This window comes from Clostridium sp. UBA6640, assembly GCF_002455975.1.
Classification (GTDB): domain Bacteria; phylum Bacillota; class Clostridia; order Clostridiales; family Clostridiaceae; genus Clostridium_J.
Window position 1 is genome coordinate 1 of record NZ_DKLM01000060.1, and the last position, 18371, is coordinate 18371.

Sequence of the window (18371 nt, forward strand, 5' to 3'; positions counted from 1 at the left end):
ATAATTTCTTCCTTAACTGTGCATTGTGAATTGTGCATTGTGCACTAATATAAGTTGTGCATTGATCTAAAAGTTGTGAATTGATATATAAGACTGTTAACTTATATTCAGACATACATTAAACTTTAGAGTAGTTTATCTATATACGCCTTTAAATATACTCTAATTTATATACTCTAATTTATATTTTTAAAAAAGTGATAAAGAATAACTTTATCACTTTTTAAATATCGTATTTATCTTCTCTTAATAAGTACTCATTTCCATCTTGATCTTTAAATGAAAACATCTTTCCATAAGGCATAGTTATTAACTTTCCTAAATCTACTCTATTTTCTCTCATCTCATCATATGCTTTATCAATATCAGTTGTACTTAATATTATTGATGGATGAGTGACATTAGCTGATGGATTTTGATTCTTCATTGCTTCCTTATTATATAATATAAATGTTGTAAACTCATCTTTACTTGGACCTACTTCTAACCATTTCATACCTGGCATCATTTCTTGTTCAAACTTAACTACAAATCCTATTTTTTCAGTCCAGAATTTTTTAGCTTCTTCTTGATCATTTACGTATATTGTTATTTTTCCTATTTTATTTATCATTATTTTTTCTCTCCTTTATAGAACACATGTTCCTATTATAATATAACTTATAAGAAATATCTAGTATATTTTTTCTTCAACTTTCAAAATTTTTTTATACTTTCTTATACATAAAAAAGAGTTATGACTTTCGTCATAACTCCATATTTTTTATTAATACATTCCACCCATTCCCATATCTGGTGCCATAGGTGCAACAGGATTTTTCTCTGGAAGATCTACTACAGCAGATTCTGTTGTTAAGAATGTTGCAGCTACTGATGCAGCATTTTGAAGGGCGCTTCTTGTAACCTTAGTTGGGTCAACTATACCAGCTTTTATCATGTCTACGAATTCTCCTCTTAATGCATCGTAGCCCATTTCTGCTCCGGTTTCTTTAACTTTTTCTATGATTACAGAACCTTCATAACCAGCATTTGTAACTATTTGTCTTAATGGTTCTTCTAATGATTTTTTTACAATATTAATACCAACTTGAATATCAGGTATATCAGAAGTTAATTTTTCAACTTCAGGAATTGCATTTGCATATGCAGTTCCACCACCAGCAACTATTCCTTCTTCAACAGCAGCTTTAGTAGCAGCTAATGCGTCTTCTATTCTTAATTTTCTTTCTTTAAGTTCTGTTTCTGTAGCAGCTCCAACTTTTATTACAGCTACTCCACCTGCAAGTTTTGCAAGTCTTTCATTTAATTTTTCTTTATCGAAATCAGAAGTTGTTTCTTCCATTTGTACTTTTATTTGATTTACTCTTTGAGCTATATTTTCTTTATCACCTTTTCCATTTACAATAGTTGTGTTTTCTTTAGAAATTTTAACACTTTCAGCTCTTCCAAGCATTTCTATTGTAGCTTCTTTTAGGTCATATCCTAATTCTTCAGAAATTACAACTCCACCTGTAAGTATTGCTATATCTTCAAGCATTTCTTTTCTTCTGTCACCAAATCCAGGAGCTTTAACAGCAACACAAGTAAATGTTCCTCTTAATTTATTAACTACTAATGTAGCTAATGCTTCTCCTTCTATGTCTTCAGCAATTATTAATAATTTCTTTCCTTGCTGAACTATTTGTTCAAGTACTGGTAGAATTTCTTGTAAGTTACTGATTTTCTTATCAGTGATTAGGATGTATGCATCATCTAAAATAGCTTCCATTTTATCTGGATCTGTTACCATATATGAACTTAAATATCCTCTATCAAATTGCATTCCTTCAACTACGTCAAATTCTGTTCCCATAGTTCTAGACTCTTCAACAGTGATAACTCCTTCATTTCCTACCTTTTCCATTGCATCTGCTATTAATTGTCCGATTTCTTCATCTGCTGCTGATACAGCTGCAACTCTTGATATATCACCTTTTCCGTTTATTGGCTTAGAATATTTTTTTATTTCTTCAACAGCTTTATCTACTGCCATTCTTATTCCATTTCTTATTAACATTGGATTAGCACCAGCTGTTACGTTTTTTAAGCCCTCTCTTATTATAGCTTGAGCTAAAACTGTAGCTGTTGTAGTACCATCCCCTGCTACATCATTAGTCTTTGTAGCAACTTCTTTAACAAGTTGTGCTCCCATATTTTCAAAAGCATCTTCAAGTTCTATTTCTCTAGCAATTGTTACTCCATCATTAGTTATAAGTGGAGAACCGAATTTTTTATCTAAAACAACGTTTCTTCCTTTTGGTCCTAAAGTTACTTTAACTGTATCTGCTAAAGTATCCACTCCTCTTTGCATAGCTCTTCTTGCTTCTTCACCGAATAAAATTGTCTTAGCCATGATAAAAACCTCCTATTATAAGCTTATTTTTCGACTATATTCTATAATACTACTCTATAACTGCTAATATATCTTCTTGCTTTAATATGATATATTCTTGTCCTTCGTGTTTAATTTCATTACCTGCATACTTAGAGAATAATATTTTATCCCCTACTTTAACTTCCATTTTTATTTCTTTTCCGTCAACTACAAGCCCTGAGCCTACTGCAATAACCTCAGCCTCTTGTGGTTTCTCCTTTGATGCTGACGTAAGAACTATTCCGCTCTTAGTTTTCTCCTCAGCCTCTAATCTTTTTATAACTACTCTATCACCAAGTGGTTTTATTGCCATAGTTTAGCCCTCCTTAAATATATGAAATAAAAATTATTTATTTTCAATTTGTTAGCACTCCATATCATTGAGTGCTAATTCTAATATTATCATAATTAAACCTTAGATTAATATCAAATTTGCTTTACACTTCAAAAATAGCCTTTATTCCAATTTTCCTTAATATAACTTTATTTTCCTTATCTTTTCTCAATATTTCTATTAATTGTATTTTTATTTGCCTTTTTTTCTTTTATCATGCAATTGGTGTAAATATTGAAGTATTTTATTTCCTTTTAATACTCCTATAAAAAAGAATATAATGGATATTACTACTAAACTTCCTAAAATTACATAGTTTCTATCACCTATACTATCTCCAGATATAGCTGAAATAATTACCATGGAAATCTATCTATACTTGAAATTCCCAAAATCCACATCAGATAATCCACAAAGATAGGCCAATATATCTTTAGGTATCCCTGGAATTAAGTATATAAGCAATACGACCATTTTATTACTACCTTTTCTTAATATCTTTCTAAAAAATTTTAAATTTTTCTTTTCTATTATTTTTCAAATCATATCTCTTCTACAATTGAGAATTGACGATTGACAACTTTGCTAATTCACAATCTTATTAATTCTTAATTCCCGCAATTTCTCAATTGCCTAACCTGTTCATACTACTCAATTTTTATATTATTTTCTCTAGCGTAGTAGAATAGATATTGTTGCGCGAAGCCTGATAACTCTCCAAATTTATCACGAGCAAATATTCTTATCTTAGGTAAAGATACATCTGGCGCTAAATAGAAAAATTGCATTGCCCTTTTTACCCATACATCCACAGGAAAAGCAGAATATTTCTCCATTGAGAAAAGCATTATACAGTCTGAAACTTTAGGGCCTATACCATTAAATTGTTTTAACGCTTCATGACATTCATCATCACTCAATGCTTTTATTTCTTCCAAGTTATAAACATTATTATAAACTTTGTTTATAGCATCAGCTATGTATTTTGCTCTAAATCCAACTCCTAAGCTTTCAATTTCTTCTGGTGAAGCATTTATGAGTTGCTCTGGAGTAGGGAAAGCATAATATGTTTTACCTTTATAATGAAGTTCATCTCCGAATTTCTTACTTATATTTTCTATTGCTCTTTTTATCATCGGGATTCTATTATTTGCAGAAGTTATAAAAGATAATACTATTTCAAAAGGCTCTTGCTGGAGTAATCTAATTCCATGTCCAAACTCTACGGATTTTTCAAGTAATGAATCCTTACTTAATTCTTCTTTAATAGAAGTATAATCTCTTTTTAAATCAAAATAGTCGCACCATATGTTATCAAAGTCTTTTTTATTTGCATTATAAATTATTACTTCATCATTATTTTTTTCTAACTCTATAACTTTTCTATAAGCTACCATAATATAATTACCATTTTCTAGCCTATTCCATCTAAAGCATTGTCCACATTCAAAAATATGAGGTAGTTCAAAGTTCTTAACTCCCCTTAATACAATTCTATCTTCAAATTCTAAAATTTCTTTAAAATCCATCATAACACATCCTCTTATTATAAAATTTGCTTCAGTAAATATACGATATTATAATTCTTTCACTAAATGAACAAGTTATACAATGGAGAAGTTAAAACAATGCACAACTTAGATTAATGCACAACGCACAGTTCACAATTCACAATTAANNGTTTATAACTAGCGATTATATCTCTAGTTATTATGTGGCGAACACTGTTCGCCGCTACAAATGAATTTTAAATTTCTCAGCGATAACTGAGAAATATCCATAACTGTGAATTTTGCATTGTGAACTGTGAATTGAATTAAGTTCGCCGCTACGGAATCAGTTCTAAATTTCTCAGTGACAGCTGAGAAATATCCACAATTGTGAATTGTGCATTGTGAATTGTGAACTAAATAAGTTCTCTTATAACTATCTCATCTAAAACTTCCGCACCAATTTCTATCATTTTAAAACATCTAGCTTCGTCATTCCTATAACTTTCTTTTAATCTTGCACAATTATCAGTTCCTAACTTTGAGGTAAATTTCTCAAAGTATTCCTTTGTTAAGTTCTTTACTTTATCACTCTCATGAGCTCTATCCTCAGTAAATAATATTCCTAACACAGATATAGCACCTGTTATAACACCACAAACACTTTCCACTGCCATTCCACCACCAAAGGCTGCCATTGCCTTTAAAGTTTGTTTATTAAGATTCATATTATACTCTTCATTTGCCGCATAAATTATAGTTTCAGCACAATTTAAATCATATTCACTACCATAAAATTTTTTAACCTTATCCAACAACATAAAATCCCCTCCCAAAGCTCTTTAATATATAACTAAATAAATTATATCACTTGTCCACATCGAAAAGAAGAAAGCCTTAACCAATTGAGAATTGACGATGGACAACTTATACAATTGACAATTGATAATGGAAAATTGACAATTAAGGTGGAAATTAATTATTTATGAATTAATTTCTTTAAATAGATTTTTTAATAAAAGTGACTGTGCCACTTCAAGAATAAATTAGCTCAAGACTTCTCCTCTAAAGGAGAAGTATCAACAATTCTCCATTGTCAATTGTCACTTCTCAATTGTATAAATTTCTCCTTTAAGTACAATTACAGCCTTACCAATTAACTCAACTCTATCATCATTTAGAATGTTAAGCAGTATTTCCCCACCTCTCTCTGAGGCCTGATATGCTTTCAATGTATTTTTATTTAAAATTCCCTTCCAATAGTTGGCCAATAAAGTATGAACCGATCCAGTAACAGAGTCTTCATTTACACCTGCCCATGGATTAAAATAACGAGAAATAAAATCATAGTTCTCATCGCCTTCACAGGTAACCCCTACTCCTTTAATATCTGTTTTAAAAGCTATAGTCTTCATTTTTTCATAATTAGGGTTAAGTTCTAATACCTCTTTTATACTATTAAGTTTAACAACTACTTTCCTTGTATTTTCACCGATTATACACTCTTTAAAATCTTTAATTCCCATTGCTTCTAATAACTGATTTTCAGGTACTATATTTATTATATTATCCAAAGGAAAATTTAAAGATATACCTTTTAATGTTTTTTCACACACAAGATTGCCACTTTTAGTTTGGAAATTTAGTTTTTTATTACAATTACTATAGTGTTCAAATATAACCTGTGAAGTTGCAAGAGTAGCATGTCCGCATAGGGTCACTTCTTGATTTGGCGTAAACCACCTTAATGAAAAAGTTTTTCCATCTTTGAAGGATTTTCCGTCTATAACTTTAACAAAAGCAGTTTCTGATAAATTCATTTCTCTAGCAATAGCTTGTAAACTTTCATCTTTTATTTCATCTTCTAAAATACATACTGCTGCTGGGTTACCTTTAAATTTTTCTTCTGTAAAAGCATCCACTTGAAATATATTTAATGTTTTCATACTCTTCCTCCTATATAATGTATCTAAATTTTTTCATTTTTAATTATTAATCCTTAATTTCTAAGGGGTCAATCTATTTTTATAGGAAATTTATTTTCCAGAGCATATATTAAATTTTCACATTATATCCTATATTCCTATTGAAATCATGGAAATTTAATTTTAAAAATATTATAATATAATGGCGTTAATTATGATATAAAGCAAAAATTTAATTTTAATAATCATTTAAATTATAGATAATAATATAATTAGATCAATTCACAATGTAATTGCTAATTATTATGGTGAATATTGTTCACCACTACAGAATTAATTTAGAATTTCTCAGTGACAGCTGAGAAAATTCCACAATTGTGCATTGTGAATTGTGAATTGAATAAAATGGTACGAAAGCAAAAGGAGAGAGAAAATGAAGGCACTGGAAAATAAAGAGCTATCAGATAAAGAATATATCTATACTCTTGAAAAACTATTAAATCATGTTAAAGAAGGTAAAAATCTTGTTGGGCTTTGTGAAGAGATTGGTAATATTGCACTAATAGATGAAATAAACAGCCATCCTATAAATAGAGATCAATTAAAAGCAAGAGATACTAAGTATCAGCCTTGTCCTTTAGACCTTAGATTACATAGTCCATCAGAAAAACCTGTAAAATCATATCATGGTTGTTTTTATCATTGTGGTTATAAGGAACTTTCAAAACTTAGTAAAGAAGAGCAAATAGAGTTTATCGAGAGAATGATAAACGACTATAAAAAGCTAAGAATGGAAAATGGAGAACTTGAAACAATGCACAATTAAGGTGGAAATTAATCCTTTATGAATCGATTTCTTAAATATATATTTATATAAATATTTGAATAATTACTTTATAAAAAAATATACAAGCTTAACAATAAGCTTGTATATTTTTATTAAATATTCTATTTAAACACTCTAGCTATTTTTTGATAAATCTTCGTCTATAGCTTTAGCTGCTTTTTTACCAGCTTCCATTGCAAGTATAACTGTTGCAGCGCCTGTTACAGCATCTCCACCAGCATAAACTTTAGCTTTAGAAGTTTTTCCTGTCTCTTCATCAGCCACTATACACTTCCATTTATTAATCTCTAATCCTTCTGTTGTAGCTGGAATTAATGGGTTTGGTGATGTTCCTAATGACATTATAACTGTGTCACAGTCAATTACAAACTCAGAACCTGGAACCTCAACAGGTCTTCTTCTTCCTGAAGCATCAGCTTCTCCTAGCTCCATTCTTATACATTTCATTCCTTTAACCCATCCATTTTCATCTCCAAGGATTTCAATTGGATTAACTAGAAGGTCAAGTATTATTCCTTCTTCTTTAGCATGATGCACTTCTTCAACTCTTGCTGGAAGTTCTGCTTCACTTCTTCTATAAACTATGTGAGTTTCTGCTCCTAATCTTAAAGCTGTTCTAGCAGCGTCCATAGCAACGTTTCCACCACCAACAACTGCAACTTTATCACCTGCTTTTATTGGAGTTGAATATCCTTCTTTGAAAGCTTTCATTAGGTTATTTCTTGTTAAAAATTCATTTGCAGAGAACACTCCATTTAAGTTTTCTCCTGGTATTCCCATAAATTTAGGAAGTCCTGCACCTGAACCTACAAATACCGCTTCAAATTTTTCTTCACTTATTAATTGATCTATTGTAACTGTTCTTCCAACAATTACGTTAGTCTCTATTTTTACACCTAATTTAAGTAAATTATTTATTTCATGCTTAACAACTGTCTCTTTTGGTAATCTAAACTCAGGGATTCCATAAACTAAAACTCCGCCTGGTTCATGTAATGCTTCAAACACAGTTACATCATATCCCATTTTAGCTAAATCTCCAGCGCAAGTTATTCCTGCTGGACCTGAGCCTATAACAGCTACTTTTCTATTCTTCTTTTCTATATCTTTGGTTAAATCTACATTATGTTCTCTTGACCAATCAGCAACAAATCTTTCAAGTTTACCAATTGACACAGGTTCTCCTTTTATTCCAAGAACACATTTGCTTTCACATTGTAATTCTTGAGGGCAAACTCTTCCGCAAACTGCTGGAAGTGCTGTATGTCTATCTAAAGCTTTAGCAGCTTCTGCAAATTCTCTATTTTTAACATGAGCTATAAATTCTGGTATATCTACAGCAACTGGACATTTACCAACGCATGGTTTATTTTTACAATTTAGGCATCTTGAAGCTTCTTGTACAGCTTCTTCTTCATTATATCCTAAACATACTTCTTCAAAGTTTTTAGCCCTTACTTTAGCATCTTGTTCTGCTATTGGAGTTTTTTTCATTCTATCTATAGCCATTATTTATTACCTCCTAAACCACAGCCTTCTTTTATGCTATCTTTTTTACACTCTTCAGCTTTATACATTGACATTCTTTTTAATGCCTCATCAAAGTTAACCTCATGTCCGTCAAATTCTGGGCCATCAACACAAGCGAATTTAGTTTCATTTCCAACTGTAACTCTACATGCTCCACACATTCCAGTTCCATCAACCATTATTGGATTCATACTTACAACTGTTTTTATTCCTAATTCTTCTGTTAGTTTACAAACAAATTTCATCATTATCATAGGTCCTATTGATATAACTAAATCATATTTTTTGCCTTCATTTTGTACTAGATCTTGTAGTTTATTAGTTACCATTCCTTTAGAACCATAAGTACCATCATCTGTGCATACAAAAACATCTCCAGATACAGCTTTCATTTCTTCTTCTAGGATTACCATGTCCTTAGTTTTGTATCCCATTATAACATCAGCTTTTATGCCTTGCTCATTTAGCCATTTAACTTGTGGATAAACTGGAGCAGCTCCTACACCACCAGATATGAATAATATCTTCTTATTTTTAAGCTCTTCTAAATCTTCATGCAATAATTCAGATTCCATCCCTAATGGTCCAACAAAATCAGCTACCATATCTCCAGCTTCTAGGTTGGCCATTTCTTTAGTTGAACATCCAATAGTTTGAACAACTATTGTAACTGTTCCTTTTTCTGCATCTGTGTCGCAAACAGTTAAAGGAACTCTTTCTCCTTTTTCATCCATTCTAACGATTATAAATTGACCTGGTTTAGCTGATCTAGCTACCCTAGGTGCTTCAATATTCATTAAGAAAATTTGAGGTGCTAAATCCCTTTTTTCAGCTATTTTATACATATCCATGTTCCTCCAAATCTAATCATTTTAATAAGTGTTCTAAAAAATAAAAACTAGTTAATATGATATCCTATTTTAGATACCTAAAGATAACCTGTCCATACTAAATGCACATACTATAATTAATAGTATACATTCTTTATATTTTTTGCAACAAAAAAGGGACAATAAGTAAATAGGCACACAAATAAATGCTATTTACACCTGTCCTTTTATCTGAAAGTTTCCCCAAAACTACAAACTAAAACAATTTTGAGTTTCTTCTTCGATGCTCATAAAATGAGTCTCTCCAGGGTGGTATCCGATTATTGTGCTTCACCTGAAAGCTTCTGAATAGCCCATAGCTATACTATTCATTTCTTCTACGGTTATCCCTATTAAATGAAACGGAATATCTCCAATAACCCTCATTCACCAAAATATTAACTATATATATATATATTATATTCTATATTTTATATAGTCAATATTAATTGTATATATTGTTCGAATTTTTCTACTATTTGCATCAAACGTTTACATTCCATACAATATGATACCATTTGTGTGTTTATTCTTATTATATTTTAAAAACCATTTATTTCATAAGTAAGGATATAATCACTTTATATTTATAATTTTGCAGATTAAAATATTAATAAATAACTAGTCAGTATGCTATCCTATTCCATAGATATAGATAAATTGCCACCCTATCTTATACAAAATGAATCTTGCACTTTTGACTAGTTATTTTGTTTCAGACATCTTAATACATTTATAATTTCATATATTTAAATTAAAAATCTACTTTTTCTCCATTAAATGTGCAAGTAAATATTTTTTTCATTTCGTCAACAGAAACAGTTCTTGGGTTAGAGCCAGTGCAAGCATCTTGTACTGCATTTTCTGAAATATAATCTACCCATTTATTAAAATCTTCTTCTTTTACACCATATTCTTTTAATGAAGAAGGTATATCCATAACATCATTTAATTCTCTTATACATTCTGTTAATGCATTTATTAATTCTTCATCATTTTCGCCGCTTAAACCTAAACTTCTAGCGACATTAGCATATCTTTCACTACAAGCAGTTTTATTAAAATCTATAACATATGGTAAAAATATCGCATTGGCGCATCCATGTGGAATATTAAATACTGCACCAGTTTTATGAGCCATTGAATGTGTTATACCTAGTAATGCATTTGTAAATGCCATTCCTGCTAAACATTGTGCTATATGCATTTGTTCTCTAGCTTTTTTACATCCATCATAAGATCCAAGTATATTCTTCTTTATCATTGTTATTGCTTCCATAGCTAATGGATCAGAAAAATGTGATTTATTAGATGCTACATAAGCCTCTATAGCATGAGTTAATGCATCCATTCCAGTATGAGCTACTAGGGTCTTAGGCATAGTCATAGTAAGTTCAGTATCTAGTATAGCTATATCTGGAGTTATATTATAATCCGCTAATGGATATTTTATTTTCTTTTCATAGTCAGTGATAACAGAGAATGCTGTTACTTCTGTTGCTGTACCACTAGTTGAAGGTATTGCTACAAATCTAGCTTTATTTCTTAATGTAGGAATAGAAAATGGATCCTTAATATCCTCAAAAGTTAATTCAGGATGCTCATAAAATACCCACATAGCCTTTGCAGCATCTATTGGTGATCCTCCTCCTATAGAAACAATCCACTCTGGTTCAAAGTTTCTCATCTCTTCTGCACCTTTCATAACTGTTTCAATAGATGGATCTGGCTCTACTCCTTCAATTATCTTAACTTCCATATCAGCTTCTTTTAATAGATTTTTAACTTTATCCAAGAAACCAAATTTTTGCATTGAGCTGCCACCTGTAACTATTATAGCTCTTTTACCTTTTAAAGATTTCAGAACTTCTAATGAGTTTTCACCATAATAGATGTCTCTTGGTAATGTAAATCTGTTCATTATTAATCCCCTTTCACAGCTATCCAAAGATAACTGTTCCTCAATAGTATTCATAACTTTCTAAGTATTGATAATAAATTAACAATTTGTACAAGTATATTGTACTCTTGTTTACATAGTTTTTCAAGAGATTTTTTAGAAAATTATACCTTTTTATTTACAAATCTATATTATAGATTGTAATGAAGGTAAACCATTAACAATGTGGCTAATGAACAGTTTAAACCAATATAATTTCAAATTGTATAATGTCGATTTTTAATATAATTTGTCTAAATATATTTTACTGCATTAACCTCTATAAACAAATTAATTTCATTTTTAATTATAATTATATTATTGTCCTAACTAAAAATACATTTTAAATTTGTTAAAAATTCTCCTAAATAAATTGTCAATTTACAATTTATAAATTTAATCTGATATTAAAAATACCAATTATATTTATTAAAATATAGAATACAATATTTGTGAATTTTTATTCATTTAACTATTTTCTAACATTTATTTATGTTATAATGAAGATGCATATTTTTTCATAGATGTCCATTTTGACATCTTAACTTAAGGCTTGATATATTTGTTTTATATCAGCCTTTTTATTTTTTTAGATTAACTCCTAATTTAAAATTCTATTCACATTGCCATACATAATTTTACTACTGAATCTAAAAATGTAAACTATTTTTGTTTATTATTTAATTCCATAATAAAAAAGCACCCTTAAAGTAGACAATTTAAAAAAGTCTATTTCATAGAGTACTTTTTATTACAAGTTCATTTTATTTCTTAAATTATTTGTTGTAGTTATGGAATCCTCTTCCTGTTTTTCTTCCAAGGTATCCAGCTCTAACATACTTTCTAAGTAAGCTGTGAGCTCTGTATTTAGTATCTCCTGTTTCTTTATATAATACGTCCATAATTGCTAAGCAAACATCAAGACCTATTAAATCTCCAAGTGCTAGTGGTCCCATTGGATGATTTGCTCCTAACATCATAGCCTTGTCTATATCTTCTGCATTTGCTATACCTTCTGCAAATATTCCTACTGCTTCGTTAATCATTGGAACTAATATTCTATTTACAACAAATCCTGGAGCCTCTGCTACTTCAACTGGCTCTTTTCCCATTGCTAAAGTTAATTCTTTTATAGCATTAAAAGTTTCATCTGAAGTTGCCATTCCTCTTATAATTTCAACAAGCTTCATTACTGTAGCTGGGTTAAAGAAATGCATTCCTATAACTTTATCAGGTCTATTTGTTGCAACAGCAACTTCTGTAATTGAAAGAGATGAAGTGTTAGTAGCTAATATAGCTTCTGGCTTGCATATTTTATCTAACTCTCCAAATATTTGTTTTTTAATTTCCATGTTTTCTACAGCAGCTTCAACAACTAAATCAACATCATCTAATAAATTCATATCTGTTGTTCCACTTATTCTTGACAATATGTCTTCAGCTTTTTCAGCAGTTATTTTTTCTTTAGAAACTAATTTGTCTAAGCTCTTTTTAATTCCAGCTATTCCTTTTGACACAAATTCGTCCTTAATATCTCTTATTATAACTTCATATCCTTTTGTAGCAAAAGCTTGAGCTATACCAGAACCCATAGTTCCAGCACCAAGAACACATATTTTTTTCATACCAAATACCTCCTAAGTATTAACTCTATGACCATGTTTTAAAATAGCTTTATGCTAATGAATAACAATGATTTATAGATAAAATAAATACGAAATTTTCTAATTATTTATTATAATCCTTAATTCCTCATTAGCTGAAAATTAATACATAGTTTTATTTTAAAACATTGTCAAAGTTATATATTCACATATACCCCAATGCTTTTGCATTGGGGTAATGTAAAAAACTTAATTTAAATATGGTGTCATCATAAACCAAATAAGTTAACAATATTATATCATACTTGTAAGACATTATGACTATTTTTTTCACTATGCCCAAAATTTTATTTAAGAGAACTAAGCTAAATATTTAACTTAGCTCTCAAAACTATCAATAAATTTATTATTTTTCCATTGCTTTAAATTGAGCTACCATTTCTGGAACAATCTTTTGGAAATCTCCAACTAATGCTACGTCAGCAGCTTTCATGATTGGAGCATCTGCATCTTTGTTTATAGCAATTATATAGTTACTATCTTGCATACCAGCTAAATGCTGAATAGCTCCTGATATACCACAAGCAACATATACTGTTGGTCTTACAGTTTTTCCTGTTTGACCTACTTGAACTGCTTTATCTACCCAACCGTTATCAACAGCAGCTCTTGAACCAGCAACTGATCCACCTAGTGCTTCTGCAAGTTCTTTTAACATAGCGAAGTTTTCTTTTGAACCTACTCCTCTACCACCTGATACTATAATATCAGCTTCGATTATATCTTCAACTTCTTTAACTATTTTCTTAACTTCTAGAACTTTAGTTCTGATGTCTGAAGCAGTTAATTCAAAGTTGGCTTTTTCAACAACAGCAGCTTTTGAATCGTCTTTTGCAAGTTTCTCGAAAACTCCTGGTCTTACAGTTGACATTTGTGGTCTATTATCTCCACAAACGATTGTAGCCATTAAGTTTCCACCGAAAGCTGGTCTTGTCATCATTAAGTTGTTGTTTTCTGGATCTATATCAAGTGCTGTACAGTCAGCAGTTAATCCTGTTGAAAGTTTAGCTGCAACTCTTGGTCCTAAATCTCTTCCAATGTAAGTTGCTCCTATGAATATTATTTCTGGTTTATGAGCATTAGCAAGATCAGCTATAACTTTAGCGTATCCATCAGTTGAATAGTGTGCTAATTCTTCTTTATCAGCTAATAATACTTTATCAGCTCCGAATGCTGCTAATTCTTTAGACATTCCTTCTACGTTATGTCCAATAAGTAATGCTGTAAGCTCTACTCCTAATTTATCAGCGATTTCTCTACCTTTTCCTAAAAGTTCTAGTGAAACCTTTTGTAATTCTCCGTCTCTTTGCTCAGCAAAGACCCAAACACCTTTGTAATCTGCTATATTCATTGTAATTCCCTCCTACCTACTAAATAAAGTGATTTTCTTTTAGTTTAGCTAGTGCAATTGAAGCTGCTTCTTTTGGTGCTACATTTATAACTTCACCTTGTCCTTTAGCTTCTTTAGCCCAAGATCTCTTAACCTTTGTAGGTGAACCTTTTAATCCAAGAAGGGCTACATCTACATCTATATCTTTAACAGTCCAAACTTTTACTTCTTTATCTTTTAATGCAAATATGTTTTTAACGTTCATGTATCTTGGCTCATTTAAAGTTTCTATTGCAGTTAATAGAACTGGAGTTTGAACTTTTATATATTCATATCCATCTTCCCAAGCTCTTCTAACTTTTAATCCATCAGCTTCTACTTCAACTTCCTCAACGTAAGTTATTTGTGGTAAGTCTAAGTGCTCAGCAATTTCTGGTCCAACTTGAGCTGTATCTCCATCTATTGCTTGTCTTCCTGCGAAGATTATATCGTAATCTAATTGTTTTATTGTAGCTGCTAATGCATGAGAAGTAGCTAGTGTATCTGCTCCTGCGAAAGCTCTATCTGTAACTAATATAGCTTCATCAGCACCCATAGCTAATGCTTCTTCTAGTGCTTTTTGAGCTTGTGGTGGTCCCATTGTTACTACTGTAACGTGAGCACCTTTCTCATCTTTTAATCTTATTGCTTCTTCTAAAGCATTTTTATCATCTGGGTTTATTATTGAAGGAACACCATCTCTTATAAGAGTTCCTGTCTTTGGATCTATTTTAACTTCAGTTGTATCTGGAACTTGTTTCATACAAACAACTATTTTCATCGTAATTTCCCTCCTACTTTAAGATGTTTCCTGCGATAACCATTCTTTGAACTTCAGAAGTTCCTTCATAAATCTCAGTTATCTTAGCATCTCTCATCATTCTTTCAACTGGGTACTCTTTAGTGTAACCATATCCGCCAAATATTTGAACAGCTTTAGTAGTAACTTCCATAGCTACTTCTGATGCAAATAATTTAGCTCTTGCAGCGTCTACTGTATATGGTAATTTATTATCTTTTCTGTAAGCAGCTTTATAAACTAATAGTCTAGCAGCTTCAACTTTAACGTCCATTTCAGCAACCATCCATTGTAATCCTTGGAATGCTGCAAGTGGTTTTCCAAATTGTTTTCTTTCTTTCATATAAGCAACAGCTTCATCTAAAGCACCTTGAGCTATTCCTAATGCTTGAGCAGCTATACCAATTCTTCCTCCATCAAGAGTTTTCATTGCTATACCAAAGCCTTTTCCTTCTTTTCCTAGTAAGTTCTCTTTTGGAACTACACAGTTTTCAAATACAAGCTCAGTTGTTGAAGAAGCTCTTATTCCTAGTTTTTCCTCAACTTTACCTATTGAGAATCCTGGGAAATCTTTTTCAACTATAAATGCTGATATTCCTCTTGTTCCTTGTGATTTATCAGTCATAGCAAATACTACAAAAGTGTCAGCAACTCCACCGTTAGTGATGAATATTTTTGAACCATTTAATATATAGTTATCTCCATCTAAGTAAGCTGTTGTTTGTTGTCCAGAAGCATCTGTTCCTGCATTAGGCTCAGTTAAACCGAATGCACCGATTTTTTCTCCTTTAGCTAATGGCACTAAGTACTTTTCTTTTTGAGCTGGAGTTCCAAAAGCATCTATTGGAGCAGCACATAATGAAGTATGAGCTGAAACTATAACTCCTGTAGTTCCGCAAACTCTTGATAATTCTTCTACTGTTATAGCATAAGATATGCTATCTCCACCTGCTCCACCGAATTCAGTAGAAAAAGGAATTCCCATCATATGGTATCTAGCCATTTTTTCTACATTTTCCATTGGAAATCTTTCAGTTACATCTATTTCAGCGGCGATAGGCTTCACTTCATTTTCAGCGAATTCCCTTACCATTTGTTTTACAAATTCTTGTTCCTTAGTTAAAGAAAAATTCATTTCCTATTCCTCCTATAATTTATAATATCAAGGGATTTTTATTTCTATTTATTTTTAAAGGCTTTATCTCTTTTTTCTATGAAAGCTGCCATACCTTCCTTTTGGTCCTCTGTACTAAAACAAAGTCCAAATACTTGAGCTTCATACATAAGAGCGTTATCTATGTCCATTTGCATACCTTTATTTATAGCATCTTTGCAAAGCTTAACTGCTATTGGAGCATTGCTTGCAATCTTTTTAGCCATATTAGTTGCTTCTTCAAGTAACTGTTCTGGCTCAACAACTTTGTTTACTAATCCAATTCTTAAAGCTTCCTCTGCATTAATTAGGTCTCCTGTGAAAATCAATTCCTTAGCTTTGCCCTCTCCCACAAGTCTAGCCAGTCTTTGAGTCCCTCCAAATCCAGGAGTTATTCCTAATCCAACCTCTGGTTGTCCAAATTTAGCTTTTGATGAAGCTATTCTTATATCTGCGGCCATAGATAGCTCGCAACCTCCACCTAATGCAAATCCGTTAACAGCAGCTATAATTGGTTTTTCTAAAGTTTCTATTCTTCTAAAAACTTTATTTCCTAATATTCCAAACTGTCTTCCCTCAAGTGAATTTAGTCCTTTCATTTCAGAAATATCTGCTCCTGCAACGAAAGCTTTTCCTTCTCCTGTTAACACAACAGTATAAATTTCAGCGTCATTTTCAATTAATTCAATAGCGTTATCTAATTCTTTTAAAGTTTCTGAATTTAAAGCATTTAAAGCTTTCGGTCTGTTAAGCTTAACAAAAGCAATATTACCCTCTTTTTCAAGGATAATGTTTTTAAATTCCATAACTCCATCTCCCCATGAATTATTTCTTTTCATCTCTTGCATAATTTGTTAATATTCTAACAAATCAAGACAAAATGATTGAAGCACTCAATGCCTCAATCACTATTATATTATGTCTTGCAAACTTTTTCAATATAAATCATGAAATTTATCTAAATATTAAAAATCATACATGGTCATTAAATTCGTATTCGAATTTTATTAAAATTTTATATAAATTTAAAATGAAAGTTTTGTTCATTTTTTCCAAATGCTTTATATTTTATATGTATTCTAATTATTACTTATATACTTAATTCTATTTTAGATTGTTAATTAATCATAATAACTAAAGTTAGATAATTTTAAAAAATATCTCATAAATGAAAAATTGTGGATGAAATTAACTTCATCCACAATTTTTTATAAATATTATTTTAATTTCTTATTTTTCTAGGAAAATTCCACAATTATGAGCTAAAATTATTCTTCATTATGTTCATTTAATAAATAGCTTAAAGTCATTAAACTTTCACTTAGATGAACGTTTTCTACTATTACATCATCAGGTACCTTTAAGTCTACTGGCGCGAAGTTCCATATACCTTTTATGCCACTAGCAGTTACTATCTCGCACACTCCTTGCGCTCTATCCTTAGGCACACAAATTATAGCTATATCTATGTCATGTTCTTTTATATAACTTTGTAAATCATCTATATCTTCTATTTCTACATCTCTTATCCTTAATCCAATAAGTTTTGGATTTATATCAAATATTGCTTTTAGATCAAAAGACATCTTTTGAAAATAGGTGTAATTAGCAATCGCTTGCCCTATATTACCTGCTCCAACAATTATTGTATTATATTGTTTATCAAGACCTAATATTAATCCTATTTGTGATAAAAGTTCTTTAACATTATATCCATATCCTTGTTGACCGAAGTCACCAAAGCAATTTAAATCTTGTCTTATTTGTGACGCAGTAAACCCTATTTTTTCACTTAATTCTTTAGAAGAAATTCTATCCACATCATTATTAGCTAGTTCTTTTAAGTATCTATAGTATTTTGGCATTCTTTTTATGACTGCCATTGATATATTTTTTTTCCTTTCCACAGTAATCAACTCCCATTTAGTTTATATATATTGCAAAGTCAAATATCACCTTTAGCATGTGTGCCCAAGCTAATAATTTGTTGTATACTCTATCCATTCTACACTTTGTTATTATTTTACCATATTAATTAT

At 30.7% G+C, this 18371-nt stretch carries 17 protein-coding genes and 1 riboswitch; of the genes, 1 reads left to right on the forward strand and 16 read right to left on the reverse strand.

Going from position 1 to position 18371, the window contains the following annotated elements:
- Window positions 1–223 precede the first annotated feature (223 nt).
- The 7 genes from B2W91_RS06245 to B2W91_RS06275 form a co-directional block, all read right to left on the reverse strand.
- Window positions 224–613 (reverse strand): VOC family protein, encoded by a 390-nt coding sequence (locus B2W91_RS06245; RefSeq protein WP_291579472.1) that lies wholly within the window; start codon window positions 611–613, stop codon window positions 224–226.
- Between the two features lie 153 nt (window positions 614–766).
- Window positions 767–2392, reverse strand: a complete 1626-nt coding sequence (groL, locus tag B2W91_RS06250; protein WP_291579473.1) for a chaperonin GroEL — start codon at window positions 2390–2392, stop codon at window positions 767–769.
- Between the two features lie 49 nt (window positions 2393–2441).
- The gene (gene groES / locus B2W91_RS06255) at window positions 2442–2726 is read right to left on the reverse strand and encodes a co-chaperone GroES (RefSeq protein ID WP_039632861.1); all 285 of its coding nucleotides are present in this window, start codon (window positions 2724–2726) and stop codon (window positions 2442–2444) included.
- Between the two features lie 213 nt (window positions 2727–2939).
- Window positions 2940–3110 (reverse strand): hypothetical protein, encoded by a 171-nt coding sequence (locus tag B2W91_RS06260; protein ID WP_291579474.1) that lies wholly within the window; start codon window positions 3108–3110, stop codon window positions 2940–2942.
- Between the two features lie 284 nt (window positions 3111–3394).
- On the reverse strand, window positions 3395–4276 hold the full coding sequence (locus tag B2W91_RS06265) for a DNA-3-methyladenine glycosylase family protein (RefSeq protein ID WP_291579511.1): 882 nt from the start codon (window positions 4274–4276) through the stop codon (window positions 3395–3397).
- Window positions 4277–4653: 377 nt separating this feature from the next.
- The gene (locus B2W91_RS06270) at window positions 4654–5058 is read right to left on the reverse strand and encodes a C-GCAxxG-C-C family (seleno)protein (RefSeq protein WP_291579475.1); all 405 of its coding nucleotides are present in this window, start codon (window positions 5056–5058) and stop codon (window positions 4654–4656) included.
- A 282-nt stretch (window positions 5059–5340) separates the two neighbouring features.
- Complete coding sequence (locus B2W91_RS06275; protein ID WP_291579477.1) at window positions 5341–6183, reverse strand: PhzF family phenazine biosynthesis protein; 843 nt, start codon at window positions 6181–6183, stop codon at window positions 5341–5343.
- Between the two features lie 412 nt (window positions 6184–6595).
- Between B2W91_RS06275 and B2W91_RS06280 the strand changes: the two genes are divergently transcribed.
- Window positions 6596–6988: a hypothetical protein gene (locus B2W91_RS06280; RefSeq protein ID WP_291579479.1), complete on the forward strand. Its 393-nt coding sequence runs from the start codon at window positions 6596–6598 to the stop codon at window positions 6986–6988.
- A gap of 135 nt (window positions 6989–7123) precedes the next feature.
- Here B2W91_RS06280 and gltA read toward each other — a convergent pair whose 3' ends face one another.
- The 9 genes from gltA to B2W91_RS06325 all read right to left on the reverse strand — a co-directional run bounded on the left by gltA (window position 7124) and on the right by B2W91_RS06325 (window position 18239).
- A complete protein-coding gene (gltA, locus tag B2W91_RS06285; RefSeq protein WP_291579513.1) occupies window positions 7124–8512 on the reverse strand; it encodes an NADPH-dependent glutamate synthase in 1389 nt (462 codons plus the stop codon).
- A gap of 5 nt (window positions 8513–8517) precedes the next feature.
- Window positions 8518–9384, reverse strand: coding sequence for a sulfide/dihydroorotate dehydrogenase-like FAD/NAD-binding protein (locus B2W91_RS06290; protein WP_291579480.1), 867 nt, complete (start codon window positions 9382–9384; stop codon window positions 8518–8520).
- Between the two features lie 194 nt (window positions 9385–9578).
- Window positions 9579–9687, reverse strand: a riboswitch (glycine riboswitch).
- Between the two features lie 475 nt (window positions 9688–10162).
- Entirely contained in the window at window positions 10163–11329 is a 1167-nt protein-coding gene (locus B2W91_RS06295; protein ID WP_291579481.1) for an iron-containing alcohol dehydrogenase, read from the reverse strand.
- 794 nt (window positions 11330–12123) lie between these two features.
- Complete coding sequence (locus B2W91_RS06300; protein ID WP_291579482.1) at window positions 12124–12972, reverse strand: 3-hydroxybutyryl-CoA dehydrogenase; 849 nt, start codon at window positions 12970–12972, stop codon at window positions 12124–12126.
- 385 nt (window positions 12973–13357) lie between these two features.
- Window positions 13358–14362: an electron transfer flavoprotein subunit alpha/FixB family protein gene (locus B2W91_RS06305; protein ID WP_291579483.1), complete on the reverse strand. Its 1005-nt coding sequence runs from the start codon at window positions 14360–14362 to the stop codon at window positions 13358–13360.
- Between the two features lie 19 nt (window positions 14363–14381).
- Entirely contained in the window at window positions 14382–15161 is a 780-nt protein-coding gene (locus tag B2W91_RS06310; RefSeq protein ID WP_291579485.1) for an electron transfer flavoprotein subunit beta/FixA family protein, read from the reverse strand.
- Window positions 15162–15174: 13 nt separating this feature from the next.
- Window positions 15175–16314, reverse strand: a complete 1140-nt coding sequence (locus B2W91_RS06315; protein ID WP_291579487.1) for an acyl-CoA dehydrogenase — start codon at window positions 16312–16314, stop codon at window positions 15175–15177.
- Between the two features lie 44 nt (window positions 16315–16358).
- A complete protein-coding gene (locus B2W91_RS06320; protein ID WP_291579489.1) occupies window positions 16359–17138 on the reverse strand; it encodes a short-chain-enoyl-CoA hydratase in 780 nt (259 codons plus the stop codon).
- 462 nt (window positions 17139–17600) lie between these two features.
- Window positions 17601–18239 carry a redox-sensing transcriptional repressor Rex gene (locus B2W91_RS06325; RefSeq protein WP_291579491.1) on the reverse strand — a complete coding sequence of 213 codons (639 nt, stop codon included), beginning with the start codon at window positions 18237–18239 and terminating at the stop codon, window positions 17601–17603.
- Window positions 18240–18371 lie beyond the last annotated feature (132 nt).